Raw genomic sequence first — 21730 nt, 5'->3', positions numbered from 1 at the left:
AGCCCTGCTGCGCCCTGCCACAGGAAGTCCAACAGCATGTACGCCTCCCCCACTCGGCGCCGCCGAGCGTCCGGGCGCGCGCGCCTCGCGCCTGCTCCCCTCCTTCCCAGCCTGCTGGCAACCGCCCTGTGGGCGGCACTGCCAGTCCACGCCGCCGATCTGACCGGGCCCCTGCAGGTCAGCGACGGCAACAACCTGCAGCTGGGTGCCGATGATGTCCTCACCCATGGCGCGGGCAGCTTCGCACTGACCGTCACCGGCGCTGGCAGCAGCGCACTGATCGATGGCAGCCGCATCAACGTTACCGGTAATGGCAGCGCCGTGTCTGCTGCCAGTGGCGGCCAGGTGCAGCTGCGCGGTGCCACCCTGTCGATCGCACCCGCTACCGGCGTGGGCTTCTACGCACTGTATGCCAATGGTGCCGGCAGCGTGATCGATGCGCGCGATGTCGATATCGATGCCACGCGCAACGGCAGCGGATTCGGCAGCGTGCAGGCCTACAACGGTGGCGTGATCCGTTACACCGGGGGCCGTCTTTCAGTGACAGGTACCGGTGCGGCGCTGGCCGGTGCGTCCGGCAAGGGCAGTGAACTGCACCTGGCCGATCTGCAGATGAGCGCCGACGGTGGTGCCCGCCTGCGCGCCGACAGCGCGGGCCTGCTGACGATCCGCAACAGCCGCATCACCCTCGCTCCCGGTGGCATCCTCGCCGGCGTTGCCGTCGATGGCGCGGGCAGCCGCGCCGAGCTGTATGACACCTACATGGAAGGCGGCTGGTTCGATATCGACAGTGGTGGCAGCGTGCTGCTGGAGAACGTGGAAGCGCACTCGGTGGGTGGCAGCATGCGCCTGCTCGGCAGCCGCATCAGCAAGACCTATTCCAGCGCAGTGATCAACGGCGGCAGCTTCTACACCGTCGGCGGCTATGGCGTGAACATCAACAGCTGGGGGCAGCTGACCGCCCGCGACGCCGCGTTCGATGTGCGTGATGGCTACTCCGGATTCTGGCTGGCCAGCGATGAGTCGCGCCTGCAGCTGACCGACAGCACCATCGACACCTGGACCGACACCTACGGCTACGGTGTCGAGATCGCTGGCGGTGTCGCCACCGTGCAGGGCGGCCGGATCACCACGCACGGCGATGCGACCTATGGCGTACGCGTGACCGGTTCCACCGGCAGCACCGCCAGCCGCATTGAAGCCACCGGAAGCGTGATCGACGTGCGCGGCAACGGGGGTGGCGGCGTGTTCATCGGTGGCTCCACCGCCACCGCGCTGCTCGACACCGTTGCGATCCGCGGCGACGGCGAGAACGTGTTCGGCATCGTGCACATGAACACCGCGCGGCTGACCCAGGCCGATCGCCTGGACATCCGCATGACCGGCAGCAACAGCGGTGGCTACCGCTCCTACCTGACCGCGTTCGGCCCGTACTGGAACCGCGCCACCTTCAATGACAGCCACATCGAGACCGCCAGCGGCGCCGCGTTCTGGCTGCAGGGCAGCAACCATGCGTTGACCGTCAATGGCAGCGATGTGACCGCAGGCGACGGCAGCGGGCGCCTGCTGCGCGTCAGCGACACGGTGTTCACCGATGGCAGCAGCGTGGCGACCAGCCGCATCGACTTCAGCGCCGACGCCAGCACGCTGCGCGGTGACGTGGTGGTCGACAGCGCAACGGCTGACGTACGCATGGTGCTGGGCAACGGCACCACGTTCAGCGGTGCTCTGCGCAACGACTCCGGCTACCAGGTCGCACACCTTGCGCTGGATGGCAGCAGCCAGTGGAACGTGCGTGCCAGTTCCAGCGTCGGCGCGCTCGAACACGCCGGCACCATCGCCTTCGATACCCCGGGGGCAAGCGGCTTCAAGACCGTCACTGTCAGCGGCGACTATGTGGGCAACGGGGGCCAGTGGATCTTCAACCGTGCACTGGGTGACGACACTTCGCTGGGCGACCAGCTGGTCATCAATGGCAACAGCAGCGGCACTGCCAGCGTGAGCGTGCGCAATGCCGGCGGTGCCGGTGCACTGACGCAGGAGGGTATCCGCCTGATCACCGTTGGCGGCCAGTCCGATGCACAGTTCAGCCTGCAGGGACGCGCGGTCGCCGGTGCCTACGACTACTTCCTGTTCAAGGGCGGCGTGTCGACCCCGGATGATGGCAACTGGTACCTGCGTTCGGAATACGTGCCACCCGTCGATCCGCCGGAGCCGCCGGAACCGCCGATTGATCCGCCGCAGCCGCCGGAGCCGCCGGTCGACCCGCCGTCACCGCCGGAACCGCCGGTCGACCCGCCGTTGCCGCCGGAACCGCCGATCGACCCGCCGCGCCCGCAGGTGGAACGCCCGGAACCGGCGGCTTACCTGGCCAACCGCAACGCCGCGCTGGGCATGTTCCGGCACAGCCTGCACGACCGCGCCGGTGATCCCGCCGCCGAGGCCGGCGCCAGCAGCGATGCCGTGGCCTGGATGCACCTTCGCAGCGCGCAGCCCGACAGCCACGACCGCAACCGCCAGGTCCAGGTCGATGGGCAGATCAGCAGCGTGCTGGTCGGCGTCGGCCGTCGCTTCGAGGTGGGCGGCGCGGGCGAACTGCAGGCAGGTGCGATGCTCGGCCACGGCCGCGCGCGCAATGACAGCCGCTCGCAGGTGACCGGCTACACCGCGCGTGGCGTGGTCACCGGCACCAGTGTGGGTGCCTATGCCACCTGGCTGCAGGATGCACGCATGCAAGGCGGCGCCTATGTGGATGGTTGGCTGCAGTACGGCCGCTTCCGCAACAGCGTGCAGGGCGATGGACTGCAGAAGGAACGTTATGACGCCCGCAACTGGAGTGCATCTGCCGAAGCTGGCTATGTGCTGCCCCTGCGGCGCACCGCGCAGCGCGGCATCTACCTGCAACCGCAACTGCAGGTAGTGCACAGCCGCTATGACAGCGACCGCGTGGTCGAGGCCAACGGCACGGTGGTCGAAGACCGCAGTGGTGACGAGACCAGCACCCGCCTCGGCCTGCGCCTGTACAGCCGTGGGTTGAGCGCGGCGCAGGGCCAGGTGCATCCGTACGTGGCAGTGAACTGGTGGTCCGGCGGCAATGGCGCGGGCCTGGCGATGGACGGTGAACGGCTGCAGCGGCAGTTGCCGCGCGACATCTACGAGGCCAAGGCCGGTGTACAGGTGGATCTGTCCGGCGGCTGGCGCGGCTGGGGCGAACTGAGCCGGCAGAGCGGCGGCATGGGCTTCCGCGACGTCGGTGCCCAGCTGGGCGTGTCGTACACCTGGTGATGCGGGAAGTGCCCGGCAAGGGAGTGCCGGGCGCTTTTTCCACATGCCGCGTGGAAAGCGGTGGGAGTTTGGTGTGGACAAGTGGCGGTGAGCTCCACGCACCAAGCGTTTCAGGGTGTGGCGTTTTTTTGTCCACGCCCATGCGCGGTTTTCCACATCCGCCGTGGAGAGTGGTTGGGATTTGGTGTGGACAAGTGGGTGCGAGCATTGCACCGCAGGCGTTTCGAAGCGTGGTGAAAATTTGTCCATATTGCACAGGCAACCTGGCAGAGCCGAGCCCACGCTCTGCTGATACCCCCCTGAGCCGAGCGTAGGCTCGGCTCTACAGGGGAGCTGTGCGGTTTTCCACATGTGGCGTGGAAAGCGATGGGAGTTTGCTGTGGACAAGTGCCGGCGAACGTCACGCCACAAGCGTTTCGCAGTGTGGTGATTTTTTGTCCATCGCCGGAAACGCGAACGCCCCGCACAGGGCGGGGCGTCCGGGGTCGATCCGTTGCCGCCGGATCAGACGTTGAAGCGGAAGTGCAGGATATCGCCTTCCTGCACGCGGTATTCCTTGCCTTCCAGGCGCAGGCGACCTGCTTCCTTGGCGCCGGCTTCGCCCTTGTACTTGATGAAGTCGTCATACGCGATGGTTTCGGCGCGGATGAAGCCCTTCTCGAAGTCGGTGTGGATGACCGCGGCGGCCTGCGGGGCAGTGGCGCCCTTGCGCACGGTCCACGCACGGACTTCCTTCACGCCAGCGGTGAAGTAGGTCTGCAGGCCGAGCAGGCTGTAGGCCGCGTTGATCACGCGGTTCAAGCCCGGCTCGCTCAGGCCCAGGTCGGCCAGGAAGGTATCGCGGTCCTCGTCGTCGAGCTGGGACAGCTCTTCTTCGATCGCGGCCGACACCGGTACCACCTGCGCGCCTTCTGCGGCGGCATGCGCGCGCACGGCTTCCAGGTGCGGGTTGTTCTCGAAACCGTCTTCCAGCACGTTGGCGATGTACATCACCGGCTTCAGGGTCAGCAGGAACAGGTCGCGCACCAGCGCCTTCTCTTCCTCGTCCAGGCCGGCCGAGCGGCCGGCCTTGCCCTCCGACAGCGCCGCCTGCAGCTTGGCCAGTACCGGCTTGCGCGCCGCTGCATCCTTGTCGCCGCCCTTGGCCGCACGCTCGGCACGGTTCAGTGCCTTCTCGACGCTGTCCAGGTCGGCCAGCGCCAGTTCGGTATCGATGGTTTCGATGTCCGAGATCGGATCGACCTTGCCGGCCACGTGCACGATGTCGCCGTGCTCGAAGCAGCGCACCACGTGAGTGATCGCATCGACTTCGCGGATGTGTGCCAGGAACTTGTTGCCCAGGCCTTCACCGCTGGCGGCGCCGGCTACCAGGCCGGCGATGTCGACGAACTCGACTGCGGTCGGGATGACCTTCTGCGGGTTGATGATGCCCGCCAGCTCGTTCAGGCGCGGATCCGGTACCGGCACGATGCCGACGTTCGGCTCGATGGTGCAGAACGGGAAGTTCGCCGCGGCGATACCCGCCTTGGTCAGCGCATTGAACAGGGTCGACTTGCCGACGTTGGGCAGGCCGACGATGCCGCATTTGATACCCATGGGTGACAGCTCTCTGGGGTGAAAGTGATTGGGGAAACAGCGACCTGGGCGCTGCTTTTCCAATCATTCTCCGTACCGACCAACGGTCGGTACCTACCGGATTGGTTGGTTCCGTACCGACCAACGGTCGGTACCTACCGGCTATTTCGGGGTGTGCAGCCGCTTCATCGCTTCGTTGAAATCGCCCTGCACCGCCAGCGGCATCACGTCGATCGCATCATCGATGGCGCGCGCGATCAGCACCTCGTCGTCCTTCGACGGGCGCCCCAGCACCCAACCCACCACGCGGTCCTTGTGGCCGGGATGGCCGATGCCCACGCGCAGGCGATGGAACTTGCCGTGGCCGAGCAGGCGGATGGTGTCGCGCAGGCCGTTCTGGCCGCCGTGGCCACCGTCGAACTTCAGCCGTGCCGCGCCGGGCGGCAGGTCCAGTTCGTCGTGGGCCAGCAGGGTTTCCTCCGGCTCGATCTTCCAGAACCGCTGCGCGGCGGTGACCGACTTGCCGCTGAGGTTCATGAAGGTGGCGGGCTTGAGCAGCCACACCGTCTGCCCGGCGATCTCGACCTTGGCGGTCTCACCGAACAGCTTGCTGTCCACATTCCATCGCGCACCGGCTTTTTCCGCCAGGGCCTCAACGAAATGAAACCCGGCATTGTGCCGGGTCCGGGCGTGTTCCGATCCGGGGTTGCCCAGACCGACGATCAGTCGCAGTCCTGCCATCGTTCCTTCCAGTACGGTGCCTGCCCGGAGGCAGACACCGTAACGGTATTACTCGGCGGCAGCCGCTTCTTCGTCAGCCTCGTCGGCCTTGCCGGCCTTGGCGGTGACGATGGCGTCGTCGTGGTCCTTGCCCAGCGCCAGGGCCGGGATTTCCACGCCCTTCGGCAGCTTGATGTCGGACAGGTACACCACGTCACCGGCCTTCAGCTCGCCCAGGTCGACTTCGATCGACTCCGGCAGGTCCTTCGGCAGGCAGGTGATGGTCACTTCCTTCAGTTCGTGGGTGACCACGACGTCGGCAGCCTTGCCGGCCGGCGAGGTGTCTTCGTTGACGAAGTGCAGCGGGACCGAAGCGGTCAGGGCTTCGTTCTCGTTCACGCGCTGGAAGTCCAGGTGCATGATCAGCTGCTTGTACGGGTGGCGCTGCATGTCACGCAGCAGGACCTTCTGCACCTGGCCATCCAGGTTCAGGTCCAGGATCGAGGCATAGAACCACTCGTTCTGCTGGGCCAGCCAGATTTCGTTGTGGTCCAGGCTGATGGCGACCGGCTCGGCGTTGCCGCCGTACACGATGGCCGGGATCACACCGGCGTGACGCAGGCGGCGGCTCGCACCCTTACGCTGCAGTTCACGCTTGGTGACCTTGATTTCATGGGTCTTGGACATTTTCGACTACTCAGGTTGTTGCCGCGCCCTGCGGCGTGGCGGTTGAAGATGCTTCCGCGACCAGAAGCATCCGGGTATGCCCCCGCCGTTGCCGGCAGGGGCGAAAAACTCAGTCGACGTACAGCGAGCTGACCGACTCGCCGAAGGCGATGCGGCGCATCGTTTCGGCCAGCATTTCCGCCACGCTCAGCTGGCGGATCTTGCTGCACACCCGCGCCGCGTCCTTCAGCGGGATGGTGTCGGTCACCACCAGCTCGTCGAGCTGGGAATTGGTGATGTTGTCCACCGCCGGGCCCGACAGCACCGCGTGGGTGCAGTAGGCGGCGACCTTGAGCGCACCGCGCGCCTTCAGGGCAGCGGCAGCGGCGCACAGGGTGCCGGCGGTATCGACGATGTCATCGACCATCACGCAGGTCTTGCCTTCGACGTCACCAATGATGTTCATCACGGTGGAGACGTTGGCGCGCGGACGGCGCTTGTCGATGATGGCCAGGTCGGCGTCATCCAGGCGCTTGGCCACCGCACGCGCGCGGACCACGCCGCCCACGTCCGGCGAGACGACGATCAGGTTCTCGGTGCCGTAGGCGCGCCAGATGTCGGCCAGCAGCAGCGGGGACGCATACACGTTGTCCACCGGAATATCGAAGAAGCCCTGGATCTGGTCGGCGTGCAGGTCGACGGTCAGCACGCGATCAGCGCCCGCGGTGCTGAACATCTTCGCCGCCAGCTTGGCGGTGATCGGCACGCGCGAGGAGCGCATGCGGCGATCCTGGCGCGAGTAGCCGAAGTACGGCACCACCGCGGTCACGCTGGCCACCGATGCGCGCTTGAGCGCGTCGATCAGCACCAGCAGTTCCATCAGGTTTTCCGCGCTCGGCGCGCAGGTCGGCTGGATCACGAACACGTCCTGCTTGCGGACGTTCTCTTCGATCTCCACCTGCACTTCGCCATCGGAGAAGTGCGAGACCAGCGCCTTGCCCGGGCGAACCCCCAGTTCCTTGCAGATGTTCTGCGCCAGACGTTTGTTGGCGTTGCCGGAAAAGACCAGCAGGTTCGGGGACTCTTGCATCATGATTGTCTCGGGCGGGGACGAGTGACGGGGATCCGGGGGCGGCAAGGACCCGGATGGACCCCTGCTGCTGACAACACCGCGGTTGTTTCCACGTCCCGCGCGGGCGATGCGCTGGAAGGCGCGGACACAGCCGCTATTGGCAGGGGCGGTAGGATTCGAACCTACGAATGCCAGGATCAAAACCTGGTGCCTTGGGCCTCTTGGCGACGCCCCTGCATTGATAAATCAGTGTTGCTCGAGTGCATCCAGCAGTGGCGAACGCGCAACGCCCGCAGCCACCCTTGCCCGCAACTCCTTCGGCAATTTCGACCGTCCCTGCTCTGCAGCAGACTGCGACGCGAATTCGACGAAACAACCACTTCCCGAACCGGTCAGCCGCGCCGTGCCGATGTCGCTCAACGCGGCAAGCGCTGCCTCGACGGCAGGCTCACGGCGGCGCAGCACCGGTTCGAACGCGTTCCCGACCAGGGTCCCGGAAGCGAAGTCCTCTATTTTCGCCACTGGGCTGTCGCGCGTCAAATCCGGGGCTGCAAACAGGGCCGGCGTGGGAACATGAACGCCCGGTTCAACCACCACATACCAGGCTGGCGCCAGCGTGATCGGCTGCAGGCGCTCGCCCACCCCTTCGGCCCAGGCGTTGCGGCCGCGCACGAACACCGGCACGTCGGCGCCCAGGCGCAGGCCCAGCGCGGCCAGCGCCTCTTCGTCCAGCCCGGCACGCCAGAGCCGGTTCAGCACCACCAGTACGGTGGCCGCATCGGACGAGCCGCCACCGAAGCCGCCGCCGGCTGAAACATGCTTTTCAACGATGATGTCCGCACCTTGCGCGACCTTCGCCGCTTCCTGGAGCAGACGCGCGGCGCGCACCGCCAGATCATCGGCCTCGGCCACGCCGGCTAGGCCCTCGCCCTGCCGGCGCACCTGGCCGTCTTCACGCAGGCGCAGGCCGATGCGATCGCCCCAGTCCAGCAGGCGGAACACGGTCTGAAGTTCGTGGTAGCCGTCGGCCCGGCGGCCGGTGATGTGCAGGAACAGGTTCAGCTTGGCCGGGGCCGGCCACCAGGACCAGCCCGCGTCGTCGACTGCCCCACTCATGGCGTGCCCTGCCCCCACTGGTCCACCAGCAGGCGCACCTTGGCGTCACCATTGCTGGCCTCGATCCGGCGCGGCAGCGCCGGTCGTCCGGCGTCGGCCGGGTACCAGTCCAGGTACTGTACCTGCCAGCCCATCTGCTGCATGCGGCGCGGCCGGCCTTCACCGTCGCGTTCGACCGTCTCGGGGCCGGCGGCGTCGCCGGCGACCAGCCCGCGGATCCACTCCGGCAACTGGTTGACCGGAATGTCCCAGCCGGTCGCCTCCAGCAACAGCTGCTGGGCGTCCTCGCCGTCGCGCGGGCCGCCCGTCAGTCCTTCCAGGCGGCCAGCTTCGGAATGGGTATCGCCGGTCAGCTTCCAGCTCTGCCGGGTCACCGGCGCGCTCAACTCCACCACGTAGCGGCGGCCTTCCTGCTTCCAGTCGATGCGACCGCTGCCGCCGTCCTTGCCCTTGCTGACCGCGACCCGGCCCTGGAAGGCCCAGTCCGGCTGTGCATGCAGGGCGGCCACGCGCGCCGCTTCGGTCCGCGCCGCTTCGGCCGAGACCGTCTCGACCACCGCCGGTGGCGGGGTCTTCTGCGTGCCCACGCTGGTACAGGCGGTCACCGCCAGGGTCGCAGCCGCCAACAGCAGCGGCCGGATCAGGGAAACACTCATGGATTGAATTTCTCGCGGGCGCGCAGCAGCGCGCGGTTTTCAGGGTCGAGCTTGGCCGCTTCGTCGAAGAAGTGGCGGGCCTCGTCATGCTTGCCCAGCACCCACAGCACCTCGCCGACATGGGCGGCGATCTCCGGGTCCTTGGCCAGGGTCCAGGCCCGGCGCAGCTGCACCAGCGCTTCTTCCTTGCGGCCCAGGCGATACAGCACCCAGCCATAGCTGTCGACGATGGCGGCGTTGTCCGGCTCGGCGACGCGGGCGCGGTCGATCAGCTCCAGCGCCTCCTGCAGGCGCCCGGTGCGGTCAGCCAGGGTATAGCCCAGCGCGTTCAGCGCCGGCACGTTTTCCGGATCGGTCACCAGGATCTTGCGCAGGTCGGCTTCGGCGCGCGGAATATCGTCCCGACGCTCCCAGGTGAGCGCGCGGGCGTACAGCAGGCCATTGTCATCCGGGTAGGCGGCCAGGCCGCGGGCCAGCGCATCCAGTTCGCCAGCACTGTCATCGCCGCGCTGGCGCAGCTCGGCCTCCAGCAGATACGCGTCACGGCGCACATCATCGTCGACCACCGCGTCGGACTGGATCGCGTGCACTTCATCCAGTGCCTGCGGCAGCCGTCCGGCCAGCGCCTGGGCGTTGGCCGCACGCAGGCGCGCCTCGCTCAGCTCATCACCGCCGGGCACACTGTGGTACCACTGCACCGCCTCGGGATAGCGCTTCAGGTATTCGGCGATCTTGCCCAGCAACAGGCGCTGCGCGGGGTCCGGCTTGGCCGCCTGCCGCGACAGTTCGTTGTAGAGGTTGGACAGCGCCGCCTTGTCGCCCTGCTTGGCCAACAGTGAAGCGCGCATGCCCCAGGTCTGCACATCCTGCGGGCCGAATGCCAGTACGCGCTCGGCCGCAGCCGGTTGCCCCAGGCTGTCGTAGGCGATGGCCACCGCATTGCGCAGCTCGGGGTCCTGCCGGGTCTTCGGCTCGACGTCGTGCAGCAGCGACAAGGCCTTGTCGGTCTCGCCGGCCTGCTGCAGCTGGCTGGCACGCAGCAACGCTACGCGCGGTTCTTCGGGGAAGCGCCTGACCACTTCATCGATCATGCGACGCGCCAGGTCGGGCTTGTCCATGCGCAGGGCGAGGCGGCCGAACTCCTGCCAGGCCTCGATCTTCGGCGGAATCGCATTGGCATCGACCAGCTCGCCGAGCACCTGCGCCGGCACCGCCGGGTCGCGGCCACCGCCGATCAGCGCGGCCAGGGCGAACTTCCAGCCGCGCTCGTCGGGGTCGGCCAGCAGCGCCTGCAATTCAGTGCGGGCGGCCTTCACATCACCCTGGCGCATGGCCAGCGCACCGGCGGCGCTGCGCATGGTCAACGAACGCGGGGCGCGCTGCTGCCACAGGGCCAGGCCCTTGGCGGCGCTGGCGTCATCGTTGGCAAGCATGGAGATACGGGTCGCGCGCTCGGCCAGGCCAGCATCGCCGTCAGTCTGCTGCGCGGCCTGCAGGTACCAGCGCGCGGCCTCGGCCAGCTTGCCGGCCTGCAGGGCGAACTCACCGGCCATCACCGGCTCCAGCGCCAGTTCCCCGGTGGCCGCGGCCCGCACGGGGGCCTTGGGCGGCACCGCCGCCAGGGCCTGCGCGCAGGCCAGGGACAGCAGCAGAACACTGGGGATGCGAATCAATGCGGGCATCGTCGGCATCGGGGCCTTAAAATGTCGTCCAATGGCCAGCAGCTTATCGCAAGCAACTGAACAATGACCCTGTGGGTGCTCGGACTGAATCACCAGACCGCACCGGTGGAGCTGCGCGAGCGCGCGGCCTTCGCCGGTGAGGCGTTGCCGCGTGCGCTGGGCTCGCTGCGCGATACCCCGCAGATCGCCGAGGCGGTCCTGCTGTCCACCTGCAACCGCACCGAGCTGTACGCCGTGGCCGAGTCGGCACAGGCGCTGGACCAGTGGCTGCGCAGCCAGGCCGGTGACCTGCAGGGTTATCTGTACCAGCATGCCGATGCCGAGGCTGTGCGCCACCTGTTCCGGGTCGCCACCGGGCTGGACTCGATGGTGCTGGGCGAACCGCAGATCCTCGGCCAGGTGAAGGACGCCTGGTCGACCGCGCGCGACCATGGCCTGCTCGGCCAGCGCCTGGACCGCCTGTTCCAGCAGACCTTCTCGGTGGCCAAGCGGGCGCGCACCGATACCCAGGTCGGTGCCAACCCGGTATCGGTGGCGTCGGCGGCGGTGCGCCTGGCGCAGAACGCGTTCGCCCGGCTGGACGACTCCACTGTGCTGCTGGTTGGTGCCGGCGAGACCATCGAGCTGGCTGCACGGCACCTGAGCGAAGGCAAGGTGCGGCGGCTGCTGATCGCCAACCGCACCCTGGCCCACGCGCAGGAACTGGCCAGCCGCCATGGCGGCGTGGCCCTGCCGCTGACCGAACTGGACCGTCACCTGGGCGAGGCCGACGTGGTGTTCTCGGCCACCGCCGCGCGCGAGCCGGTGATCCATCGCGAGATGGTGACCAAGGCCCTGCGTGCACGCCGGCACAAGCCGATGCTGCTGTTCGACCTGGCCGTTCCGCGCGACATCGAAGCCGAGGTCGGCACGCTCAACGATGCCTTCCTCTACACCGTCGATGACCTGGAGCGCGCGGTGGAAGACAACCGCCGTGGCCGCCGCGAGGCCGCCGCCGAAGCCGAGGCGATCATCGACCTGCAGGTATCGCGTTACGTCGAGACCCAGCAGGCCAGTGCCCATCAGGCGCCTTTGCGGCAGCTGCGTGCGTTCGGCGAGGCCACCCGCGCCGAGTTGCTGGAGCGCGCACGCCAGCAGCTGGCCAACGGCAAGCCCGCCGACGAAGTGCTGGAACTGCTGGCCCACGGCCTGACCAACCGCCTGCTGCATCCGCCGACCGCCGCACTGCGCGCCGCCGCGCTGAGTGGCGATGCCGACCTGACCCGCGCCGCCGAGCGCCTGTTCCCGGCCACGCCGGGCTACCACCACCCACCCGTGAGACCCGATGACGCCGACCCTGCGCCGTAAGCTGGAAGCGCTGGCCGAGCGCCGCGAAGAACTGGAACGCCTGCTCGCCGAACCCGACGTGGTCGCCGACAACACCCGTTTCCGCGACCTTTCGCGCGAATTCGCCCAACTTGAACCGGTCGCCACTGCACTGGCCGATGAAGCCCGTGCCAAGGCCGACCTGGCCGCCGCCGAAGGCATGCGCGCCGACCCCGACCTGCGCGAGCTGGCCGACGAGGAAATCGCCGCCGCGCAGGCGCGCCTGCAGGAACTGGAGCAGGAGCTTGCGCTGCTGCTGGTGCCGCGTGACCCGCGCGACGAAGGCAACCTGTTCCTGGAAGTGCGCGCCGGCACCGGCGGCGACGAAGCCGCGATCTTCGCCGGCGACCTGTTCCGCATGTACGCCCGCTATGCCGAGCGCCAGGGCTGGAAGGTCGAGATCGAATCGGACAACCCCGGCGAGCATGGCGGCTACAAGGAAGTGGTGGCGCGTGTGGTCGGCCGTGGTGCGTTCTCGCGCCTGAAGTTCGAATCGGGCACGCATCGCGTGCAGCGCGTGCCGGCCACCGAATCGCAGGGCCGTATCCATACCTCGGCCGCGACCGTGGCGATCATTCCCGAGGCCGACGAAGTCGATGACATCGTCATCAACCCGGCCGACCTGAAGGTGGATACGTTCCGCTCGTCCGGTGCCGGTGGCCAGCACGTCAACAAGACCGAGTCCGCGATCCGCATCACCCACGTGCCGACCGGCGTGGTGGTGGAGTGCCAGACCGAGCGCAGCCAGCACGCCAACCGCGACAAGGCGATGAAGCGCCTGAAGGCGCAGCTGCTCGATGCCGAGCGCCAGCGCCAGGACGCGGCACAGGCCGAGTCGCGGCGCCTGCAGGTCGGTAGCGGCGATCGCAGCCAGCGCATCCGCACCTACAACTTCCCGCAGGGCCGGATCACCGACCACCGCGTGGAAGGCCTGACGTTGTACGACCTGCCCAACATCCTGGCCGGTGACCTCGACCCGCTGCTGCAGCGGCTCAGCCACGAACACCAGGTCGACGCCCTGGCCCAGCTGTCGGCGGGCTGAGCACGATGACGGCCTGGCAGCAGCGGCAGCACCTGCAGCAGGCGATCGCACGCCAGCCCGGCGACTTCGTCGCCTGGGTGATGCTGGCCGACCTGGAACTGGAAGCCGGCGACATCGCTGCCGGCGAGCAGGCCGCACGACGCGCCCTGCAGCTGCGCCCCAACCACCCCGAAGCGCTGGCGCGGCTGGGGCGCGTGGCGTGGATGGCCGGCGCGCACGCCGACGCGGCGAAGCTGCTCGGCCAGGCCTCGGCATTGGCCCCGCAGCACCCGGGCATCGCGTTGTGGCTGGGCCACGCGCTGGAAGATGCCGATGATGCCGAAGGGGCGGCGACGGCCTATCGCCGCGCGCATGCGCTGATGCCGGGCGAACCCTATATCGCCGCCCAGCGCCTGGCCTGGCAGCGCCGCCTGTGCGACTGGCAGGACGTGGACACGCTGGCTGCGCAGGTGCGCAACGCGCTCGCCGCGGGTCAGGGTGCGGTGGAACCCTTCGCCTTCCTCAACGAAGACGCCAGCGCTGCGGAGCAGCTGGCCTGTGCGCGCGCACGCGCCGCGGTCGTTGCGTCGGCGGTGCGCCCCCTTCCTGCAGTGAAGGTTCGCGAGCACGGCGCGTTGCGCGTCGGCTTCCTCTCCAATGGCTTCGGCGCCCATCCCACCGGGCTGCTGACCGTGGCCCTGCTCGAACACCTGCGCCATGACCCGGCGCTGCAGCTGCACCTGTTCGCGCTGAACCGCGCCGATGGCAGCCGCATCCGCGAACGCCTGCAGGCTGCGGCCCGCCTGCATGACGTGGCCGCACTGCGGCATGCCGACATCGCGGCCCGCATCCGTGCACAGGGCATCGACCTGCTGTTCGACCTGCGCGGCTGGGGGGGCGGCGGCACGCCCGAAGTGCTGGCCATGCGCCCGGCCCCGTTGCAGCTGAACTGGCTGGCCTACCCCGGCACATCAGGTGCGCGCTGGCTGGATGCCGTGGTCGCCGACGAATTCGTGCTGCCGGCATCGCTGGAACCTCACTTCAGCGAACGCGTCCTGCGCCTGCCACGTGCCTTCCAGCCCTCGGACAACACCCGCGTACTGGAACCGGCACCGTCCCGCGCCGAGTGCGGGCTGCCCGAACACGGCGTGGTGTTCTGCTGCTTCAACAACAGCTACAAGCTCAACCCGCGCAGCATGGGCCGCGCCTTCGCGGTGCTGCAGGCCGTGCCCGGCAGCGTGCTGTGGCTGCTGTCCGGGCCCGGCAAGGCCGACGCCCGCCTGCGTGCGGCCGCGCAGGCCGCAGCCCTGGACCCGGCGCGCCTGGTGTTCATGGCCAAGCTGCCGCATCCGCAGTACCTGGCCCGCTATCAGCTGGCCGACCTGTTCCTCGACACGCATCCGTACAACGCGCACACCACCGCCTCCGATGCGCTATGGGCCGGCTGCCCGGTGCTGACCTGCCCGGGTGATACCTTCGCCGCGCGCGTGGCCGGCAGCCTCAACCATCATCTGGGTCTTTCGCGGATGAACGTTGCCGACGATGCGGCGTTCATCGCCACTGCCAGCGCGCTGGGCAACAAGCCGGCGGCGCTGGCAGCGTTGCGTGCCGAACTGGCGCAGGCACGCGAAGACAGTGGTATATTCGACATGGCAGGTTTTGCCCAGGACCTTTCCGCCCTGCTGAAGACGCTGGCGGGCGAGCAGGGCTGGCGCGGCGTCGACACCCCCTGAGCAACCGCTGCGTTACGCTCCGGCTTCCTCCCCGCGTGGCGTGACGATGGCCAAGCTCAAGCGCAAGGACTACGACGAACTGCTGCTGCCGCTGCAGCTGGAACTGACTGCAATGGCGCGCTGGGTTCAGTACAGCGGGCAACGCCTGCTGGTGCTGTTCGAAGGCCGCGATACAGCCGGCAAGGGCGGTGCGATCCAGGCCATCAGCCAGCATCTCAACCCGCGCCAATGCCGGGTGGTGGCGCTGCCCAAGCCCACCGACCGTGAAGCCACGCAGTGGTACTTCCAGCGTTACGCCGCGCATCTTCCCGCCGCCGGCGAGATCGTGCTGATGGACCGCAGCTGGTACAACCGTGCCGGTGTTGAACGGGTGATGGGTTATTGCAGCGAAACCGAGTACCAGCAGTTCCTGCGCCAGGCGCCGGTGTTCGAACAGCTGCTGGTGGACGACGGCATCCTGCTGTTCAAGTACTGGTTGTGCGTGGACCAGGAGCAACAGGAAAAGCGCTTCGCCGAACGCCATCTCGATCCGTTGAAGGGCTGGAAGCTCTCACCGGTCGACCTGAAATCGCGCAGCAAGTACAGCGCGTACACCGAGGCCCGCGAGGCGATGCTGCGCGCGACGCATCGCGAGGCGGCGCCGTGGACGCTGGTGGACTTCAACGACCAGCGGCTAGGCCGGCTGATCCTGGTGCGAAACCTGCTGGACCGGTTGCCGGACACGCGGGTGGACGCACCGTTGCCGGAGCTGCCGAAGCTGAAGGGCAAGCTGCATCGCGAGCACTTCGATGTGCTGAAGCCGATCGAGGATTTCCCGGTGGAGGATTAGGGTGGGTCGGCAGGGCCTGCGGCCCTGCACCTGCGTTAGTGCCGGCCGCTGGCCGGCAACAGCAACAGCAACACCCCGCACTCCGGCATCGCCCCACCTCTGACAGATTCCGGCGATCTGGTAGATCCACGCCATGCGTGGATGAATCTCCATTGAAATCGAACATTTCGACAATGGAACGAAGAGCATCCACGCATGGCGTGGATCTACGTGTCGACCAAGGTCGACACCCACCAAGAGCAGGCCATCCCATTCCGACAGATCGCGGAGAACTGTCAAAGGCGGGGTGGGTCCGGTTGCGGGGGCGTGAGCCGCATGGATGCGGCGACCGAGCCTACAGGGACGTATTTACGGCGTCCCCCGCAACCGGACCCACCCCGCCTCCCCACAGGAAACCCTCTTGGGCTGTCGCTGTTGCTGTTGCTGTTGCTTTTGCTGGGGTTGCCGGCCAGCGGCCGGCACTACCGCAGGTGCAGGGCTGCAGGCCCTGCCGACAACCCCACTACTTTGCAGCAGCGATCTGCTTTTCGATGTCGGCGGCGGTTACCGGGCCAAGGAACGTGTGCGCCAGCTTGCCCTGCGGGTCCAGCAGATGCGTCAGCGGCAGGCCACGTGGCGTGGCGAAGTCGGCCGGCGGATCGAACGGGTCCACGATCACGATCGGATAGGTCACCGGATGCTTGGCCAGGAACGACTGCATCTCCGGCACTTCGATGTCCTCGTAGGCCAAGCCGACCACTTCGATGTTGCTACGCATCGCATGCAGGGCCGACAGCTCGGGCATTTCCTTGCGGCACGGCGCGCACCAGGTAGCCCAGAAGTTCACCACCACCCACTTGCCGCGATGCGCGGCCAGGTCGTAGTCGCTGCCATCCACCGCCTTCATCTTCAGCGTCGGGAACTCGGCGGTGGTGCGCTCGGCCGGGGTTTCCTCGACCGGTGCCGGCGTGCTCGGCGTCGGTGCCTGCGCCGGTGGCTGGCTGCTGGCCGGTGCCGGCTCCTGGGCCGGTTTGCAGGCCGCCAGGGCCAGCAGCAGGGTCAACGGGAGCAGCAGCGGCAACGACGTCTTGCGGGTCATGGGGTGTCTCCAGAGTCGGTATAGATATCACTGACCTTGCGCTTCAGGCGTTCGCGCAGGGGCAGTCGCAGGTCATCCAGCGCCGCCAAGGCGGCACGGCCCAGGCTGTCGTCGCGATACGGCAGGTGCTGCTCGGCTACCGGGATGCGCAGCTGGGTGCATTCGTACAGATCGGCCAGGCTGACCTGGTCCAGGTCGCGCGACAGCAGCCACTCGCCGCGCTCATCGCGGCGCAGCAGGTCGATCTCCTGAAGGTTGCAGATCAGGTCCTGCAGCAGTGAATCGGTCAGCATCGGCTCCAGCCGCAGGATCTCGTCATCGGCCAGGCCTTTGCCCTTGGCCCGCGCATGCTGGAAGCGGCCAAGCAGGCGCAGCAGCCCATAGAACTCGTACCCCTGCGGCAGGCGCAGCTCGACCGGCTGGTAGCGGAAGGCGGCCATCGAGGAGGCCAGCGACGCACCCAGCAGCACCGCCACCCAGCACAGGTAGATCCACAGCAGCAGGATCGGCACGAAGGCGACCGTGCCATACAGCTTCTGGTAGGACTGGAAGCTGCCCAGATACGCGCCGATGCCCCACTTCACCAGCTCCAGGATCACCGCCGCCAGGATCGCGCCGGGCACGGCATGCCGCCATTTCACCGTGTGGTGCGGTACCACGCGGAACATCAGCGTGATGCAGACGAACTCGATCAGGATCGGTGCCAGCCGCAGCGCCAGTTCGGCCAGCCAACGGCCTTCCTGGGTACCGAACAACGGCATCGCGAACACCCTCGCCGATACTGCCAGCGACGCGGCGGCAAGCATCGCGCCCAGGGTCAGCACGGTCCAGTAGACCAGGAAGCGGGTCAGCTTGGGTCGGCTCGAGCCGACCCGCCAGATCTGGTTGAAGGTCTCTTCCACGCTGTTGAGCGTGATCAGCAGTGAAGCGACCAGTGCGATGAAGCCGGCGGCCGTCAGCTGGCCGGCACTGGCCGAAAACTGCCGCAGGTAACCCTCGGCCGCGCGCGCAGCGGAGGGCACGAAGTTGGAGAAGACGTAGTCGCTGAGCTGGTCGCTCCAGCGGTCGAAAACGGGGAAGGCCGAGAGCACGCCGAACACCACGATGGCCAGCGGCACCAGCGCGAACACCGTGGTGTACGCCAGCGCCGCCGCTGCCTGGAACAGGCGGTCGTCGAGGAAGCGATGCCACAGGAAGCGGCCGAAACTGATGGCCCGTGCGCGATCCCGCGCGCGCTCCATCCACAGGTTGAGCGTATCCAAAGGTTCCATCGGTGGAAGGGTACCCGATGCGGAATGCTCGCAGGATAGCCATACTGGTGGCCACACGACGAGGAGAAGCGGGCACGATGGGCGAGATTCTGGTGCTGTATTACAGCCGGGGCGGTTCGGTGGCACGGCTGGCGCGCCAGATCGCGCGGGGCATCGGCGAAGTGCCGGGCATGACCGCGCGCCTGCGCACGGTGCCGCCGGTGGCCGCAGTGACCCAGACCGCGCAGCCGCCGGTACCCGACGATGGCGCCCCCTATGTAAGCGTGCAGGACCTGGTCGAATGCCAGGGCCTGCTGCTCGGCAGCCCGACCCGCTTCGGCAACATGGCCGCGCCGGTGAAGCATTTCCTGGATGGGCTGGGCGCCGAATGGGTCAATGGCACCCTCTCCGGCAAGCCGGCCGGCGTGTTCACGTCCACCGCATCCATGCATGGCGGGCAGGAATCGACCCTGCTGTCGATGCAGGTGCCGCTGCTGCACCATGGCTGCGTGATCGTCGGCATTCCGTTCACCGAACCGGCGCTGAGCCACACCACCAGCGGTGGCACGCCCTACGGCGCCAGCCACGTCGCCGGTGCCGCCGACGACCCGCAGCCGACCGACGACGAAGCCGTGCTGGCGCGCGCGCTGGGGCGCCGGGTGGCCGGCATCGCGCAGCGGTTGGCCCGATGAGCGCCACGCCGCGCACGGTCCTGCTGCTGGCCCTGATGGGGCTGGCCGCGCTGTTCGCCGGCTGGTTCATCAATGACAAGCACTGGCTGGCGACCCAGCTGGTGTTCACCGCGCCGCCGCTGGCGCTGGCCATCGCCGTGCGCCTGGGCTGGCGCAAGGCCGGATTCTTGGCCTCGGTCCTGGCGCTGGGCTGGTTCAGCCACGGCGTGATGAGCGCCTGGAGCCATCCGGAAACGCGCTGGCTGGCGCTGATCGAGATCGCGCTGGCCCTGCTGGTGATCTTCAGCGCCAGCCTGCCCGGCCTGCGCGCCCGCTTCGGCAAGCAACGCTGACGCTGCGCCCGCTGGGCCGTATCATCTGCATTCCTGGCCCCGCGCCGCAGTACCTGTCCTGGTTTCGCGCATGCACATGATGGAAGAGCTCCTGGTCGTCACCACTGGTGGCACGATCGACAAGATCTACTTCGACGACAAGTCGGACTACCAGATCGGCGATCCGCAGATCGGCATGATCCTGCGCGAGCTGGGCGTGACGTTCCGCTTCAACGTGATTCCGATCCTGCGCAAGGATTCGCTGCACATCAACGATGAGGACCGCGAGCTGATCCGCGCCACCATCGTCGCGCAACCGACCCGGCACGTCCTGGTGACCCACGGCACCGACTCGATGGTGCACACCGGCAAGGTGCTGGCGACGATCCCCGACAAGACCATCGTGATGACCGGCGCACTGAGCCCGGCACGCTTCCGCGGCTCGGATGCCGAGTTCAACATCGGCTGCGCGATCGGTGCGGTGCAGTCGCTGCCGAGCGGCGTGTACATCGCGATGAACGGGCGGATCTTCGACCCGCAGCACGTGCGCAAGAACGTGGCTGCGAACCGCTTCGAGTCGGTCTGAGGAACCACGTGCCGACCAAGGTCGGCACCTGCCAGAGCACTGTCCTTGTAGTGCCGGGCCATGCTCGGCAACCGCGTGCCAGCGTGGCACAACGGTCGGCAGCCGGAGCAGCCGAGCATGGACTCGGCTCTGCAGAAGCGAAAACGCCCCGGCCGAAGCCAGGGCGTGCCCTTGGAGAGGGACTTGGGCTCAGTACTGGGCGTTGAGGGTCACGCCCGAGAAGGTGCTGTAGGCCTTCACCCGCACATACCATGTGCCGGCGGCAGGGCTGTTGATGGTGCAGGTCTCGCTGTTGCCACTCAGGTACGGACGGCAGGTGTAGCTGGTATCGGTCGGGGCACTGCCCTGGCGCACGTACAGGTCGGCATCGCCGCTGCCGCCACTGATCGTCACGCGCAGCTGGCTGCTACCGGCCGGAACGGCGACGGTGTAGTTCAGCTCGGCACCGGTTGCGGCGCCCAGGCCGGTCACCGGCACGTTGTTCTGCAGCACGTTGCCACCCGGGTTCGGGTTGCCACCGCCGTTGATCGCCGCAGCCACGGCCGCGTTGGCGTCGACGATGCCGGCGCCGCAGCCACCCGAGCAGGCGCCCGGCAGCGGGCGTGCAGTGCTCTTGATGATGCTTTCGACCTGCGCCGGGCTCAGCGGGCTTGGCGCGACCGACTGCATCAGCGCAACCACGCCGGCCACGTGCGGCGCCGCCATCGAGGTGCCGTTGTACGACGCGTAGCTGGCGCTGCCAGGCGTGGTGGTGCCGGTGTTGAGGGTGGACAGGATGCTCTGGCCCGGTGCTGAGATGTCGATGCCGGTGCCGTAGTTGGAGAAGCTGGCACGCGCACCGGCCGAGGTTGTGGCCGCCACGGCAATCACGTTCGGGCAGTTGGCCGGCACCGACGAGGACACGTTGGTGTTGCTGTTGCCGGCGGCGACCACCACGGTGGTGCCACGGCTGACCGCGCCGTTGATGGCGTTCTGGTAGGTGGTGGAGCAGCTGCCGCCACCACCCAGCGACATGTTGATGACTTCGGCCGGATTGGCGTTGGCCGGCACGCCACTGACGGTGCCGCCAGAGGCCCACACGATCGCGTCGGCGATGTCGGAGGTGTAACCGCCGCACTTGCCCAGCACGCGCACCGGGACGACCTTGGCATTGAACGCAGTACCGGCCACGCCGGTGCTGTTGTTGGTCACCGCCGCCACAGTGCCGGCGACATGGGTACCGTGCCAGCTGGAGTTGGAGGCCGGGATGCCCGAGCCGCACTCGTTGGCGCCGTACCAGTCGCCCTCGTCATTCGGGTTGTTGTCGCGGCCACCGCCATCGCGCGCCATCGCGGCATCGCTGATGAAGTCATAGCCAGGCAGGATGTTGGCGTTGAGATCGGGATGGTTGGTGATGCCGGTATCGATCACGGCCACCACCACGCCGGTGCCGGTAGCCTTGTCCCAGGCCGGCTGCACGTTGATCGACGCGTTGGAGGTACCGAAGCCCCACTGCTCGCTGAAGCGGGTGTCATTCGGGGTCAGCGTCGCACGCATGATCTGGTCGACTTCGACGTATTCCACGTTCGGGTCGGCGGCGAGCTTGCGCATCAGCAGCTCGGATTCGGCCTGGTCAAGCGGCCGATCGGTCCTGACCAGGGTCGGGCCAACGGCCAGCTTGCGGACCTCCTGCAGGCCCAGCGCGCGGCCCTGGCTGCTGGCCAGGCCGGCGGCGGCAGTCTTCAGAGAAGAGGCCAGTGCCGTGGTGTTGGCCACCGGCGCACTGCCGTCGCGGTACTTCACGATGAAGCGCTGGTGCGTCGGCGCGGACTGCAGGCCGCTGAGCTGGACGTCACCGGCCAGCGCAGGCGTGGCCAGCAGCAGCGATGACAGAACGGACGCACCAAGGACCACCCACACTCGACGCACACGCGGTTGCGTTACCTGGGACATCGTATTTCCCTTTCTTGTGGTGTGAATGCCGGAATCGGCAGAAGCACCGGCCCGAACCCTGGGCTGGCTTGCGTTGGCGAGGTTCGAAGTCCGATGAGTCAGCGGATCCCCCTAACGATCCGCCGTACATATGACGCTAATGGCCGAAACCGGACACCACA

18 protein-coding genes and 1 tRNA gene are annotated in these 21730 nt (G+C 67.8%); 8 read left to right on the top strand and 11 right to left on the bottom strand.

Translation table 11 applies throughout. The features are described from left to right. The first annotated feature begins 36 nt into the window (after positions 1-36). Positions 37-3285, top strand: a complete 3249-nt coding sequence (locus tag ACS0OT_RS03580) for an autotransporter family protein (protein WP_065196892.1) — start codon at positions 37-39, stop codon at positions 3283-3285. A gap of 504 nt (positions 3286-3789) precedes the next feature. Here the strand turns inward: ACS0OT_RS03580 and ychF are convergent. The 8 genes from ychF to ACS0OT_RS03540 all read right to left on the bottom strand — a co-directional run bounded on the left by ychF (position 3790) and on the right by ACS0OT_RS03540 (position 10772). After that, positions 3790-4881 carry a redox-regulated ATPase YchF gene (ychF, locus tag ACS0OT_RS03575; RefSeq protein ID WP_005415403.1) on the bottom strand — a complete coding sequence of 364 codons (1092 nt, stop codon included), beginning with the start codon at positions 4879-4881 and terminating at the stop codon, positions 3790-3792. 141 nt (positions 4882-5022) lie between these two features. Beyond that, positions 5023-5601, bottom strand: coding sequence for an aminoacyl-tRNA hydrolase (gene pth, locus ACS0OT_RS03570; RefSeq protein WP_005415402.1), 579 nt, complete (start codon positions 5599-5601; stop codon positions 5023-5025). 48 nt (positions 5602-5649) lie between these two features. Continuing rightward, positions 5650-6267, bottom strand: coding sequence for a 50S ribosomal protein L25/general stress protein Ctc (locus ACS0OT_RS03565; RefSeq protein ID WP_005408191.1), 618 nt, complete (start codon positions 6265-6267; stop codon positions 5650-5652). Between the two features lie 109 nt (positions 6268-6376). Then, positions 6377-7336 carry a ribose-phosphate diphosphokinase gene (locus ACS0OT_RS03560; RefSeq protein ID WP_005415400.1) on the bottom strand — a complete coding sequence of 320 codons (960 nt, stop codon included), beginning with the start codon at positions 7334-7336 and terminating at the stop codon, positions 6377-6379. A 140-nt stretch (positions 7337-7476) separates the two neighbouring features. Further along, a tRNA-Gln gene (locus ACS0OT_RS03555) sits at positions 7477-7553 on the bottom strand. An 11-nt stretch (positions 7554-7564) separates the two neighbouring features. Next, the gene (ispE, locus tag ACS0OT_RS03550; protein ID WP_262090082.1) at positions 7565-8434 is read right to left on the bottom strand and encodes a 4-(cytidine 5'-diphospho)-2-C-methyl-D-erythritol kinase; all 870 of its coding nucleotides are present in this window, start codon (positions 8432-8434) and stop codon (positions 7565-7567) included. After that, on the bottom strand, positions 8431-9090 hold the full coding sequence (gene lolB, locus ACS0OT_RS03545) for a lipoprotein insertase outer membrane protein LolB (RefSeq protein ID WP_442256039.1): 660 nt from the start codon (positions 9088-9090) through the stop codon (positions 8431-8433). The genes ispE and lolB overlap by 4 nt, the downstream gene beginning before the upstream one ends. After that, complete coding sequence (locus ACS0OT_RS03540; RefSeq protein ID WP_262090079.1) at positions 9087-10772, bottom strand: tetratricopeptide repeat protein; 1686 nt, start codon at positions 10770-10772, stop codon at positions 9087-9089. Before ACS0OT_RS03540 ends, lolB begins: the two co-directional genes overlap by 4 nt. Positions 10773-10835: 63 nt before the next feature. On the opposite strand from ACS0OT_RS03540, the gene hemA reads away from it, so the two are divergent. Genes hemA through ppk2 form a run of 4 tightly spaced genes read left to right on the top strand, consistent with a single transcriptional unit; the run spans position 10836 to position 15720 of the window. Further along, a complete protein-coding gene (gene hemA, locus ACS0OT_RS03535; RefSeq protein ID WP_262090078.1) occupies positions 10836-12119 on the top strand; it encodes a glutamyl-tRNA reductase in 1284 nt (427 codons plus the stop codon). Then, on the top strand, positions 12097-13179 hold the full coding sequence (gene prfA, locus ACS0OT_RS03530; RefSeq protein ID WP_014036080.1) for a peptide chain release factor 1: 1083 nt from the start codon (positions 12097-12099) through the stop codon (positions 13177-13179). Before hemA ends, prfA begins: the two co-directional genes overlap by 23 nt. A gap of 5 nt (positions 13180-13184) precedes the next feature. Beyond that, positions 13185-14891 carry an O-linked N-acetylglucosamine transferase, SPINDLY family protein gene (locus ACS0OT_RS03525; protein ID WP_262090077.1) on the top strand — a complete coding sequence of 569 codons (1707 nt, stop codon included), beginning with the start codon at positions 13185-13187 and terminating at the stop codon, positions 14889-14891. 46 nt (positions 14892-14937) lie between these two features. After that, complete coding sequence (ppk2, locus tag ACS0OT_RS03520; protein ID WP_442256038.1) at positions 14938-15720, top strand: polyphosphate kinase 2; 783 nt, start codon at positions 14938-14940, stop codon at positions 15718-15720. A 502-nt stretch (positions 15721-16222) separates the two neighbouring features. Here ppk2 and ACS0OT_RS03515 read toward each other — a convergent pair. Together ACS0OT_RS03515 and ACS0OT_RS03510 are read right to left on the bottom strand one after the other, a co-directional pair. After that, on the bottom strand, positions 16223-16798 hold the full coding sequence (locus ACS0OT_RS03515) for a TlpA family protein disulfide reductase (protein ID WP_053501043.1): 576 nt from the start codon (positions 16796-16798) through the stop codon (positions 16223-16225). Next, positions 16795-18069, bottom strand: a complete 1275-nt coding sequence (locus ACS0OT_RS03510; RefSeq protein WP_005415390.1) for a YihY family inner membrane protein — start codon at positions 18067-18069, stop codon at positions 16795-16797. Before ACS0OT_RS03510 ends, ACS0OT_RS03515 begins: the two co-directional genes overlap by 4 nt. Positions 18070-18146: 77 nt before the next feature. Here ACS0OT_RS03510 and wrbA point away from each other — a divergent pair, with 77 nt between their 5' ends. From wrbA to ACS0OT_RS03495, 3 genes are all read left to right on the top strand, one after another. Further along, positions 18147-18740 (top strand): NAD(P)H:quinone oxidoreductase, encoded by a 594-nt coding sequence (gene wrbA, locus ACS0OT_RS03505; RefSeq protein WP_049438254.1) that lies wholly within the window; start codon positions 18147-18149, stop codon positions 18738-18740. Continuing rightward, entirely contained in the window at positions 18737-19072 is a 336-nt protein-coding gene (locus tag ACS0OT_RS03500) for a DUF2069 domain-containing protein (protein ID WP_111201055.1), read from the top strand. Before wrbA ends, ACS0OT_RS03500 begins: the two co-directional genes overlap by 4 nt. Positions 19073-19151: 79 nt before the next feature. Next, a complete protein-coding gene (locus ACS0OT_RS03495) occupies positions 19152-19637 on the top strand; it encodes an asparaginase domain-containing protein (RefSeq protein ID WP_442256037.1) in 486 nt (161 codons plus the stop codon). A gap of 189 nt (positions 19638-19826) precedes the next feature. Here the strand turns inward: ACS0OT_RS03495 and ACS0OT_RS03490 are convergent, their stop codons facing one another. Next, positions 19827-21569 carry a S8 family peptidase gene (locus ACS0OT_RS03490; RefSeq protein WP_262089742.1) on the bottom strand — a complete coding sequence of 581 codons (1743 nt, stop codon included), beginning with the start codon at positions 21567-21569 and terminating at the stop codon, positions 19827-19829. Positions 21570-21730: the final 161 nt, after the last annotated feature.

It is taken from the genome of Stenotrophomonas maltophilia group sp. RY12688 (genome assembly GCF_052149045.1).
Taxonomy (GTDB): Bacteria; Pseudomonadota; Gammaproteobacteria; order Xanthomonadales; family Xanthomonadaceae; genus Stenotrophomonas; species Stenotrophomonas sepilia.
Note: the sequence above shows the minus strand (reverse complement) of the source record. Positions and strands in the feature narration are given on the sequence as shown.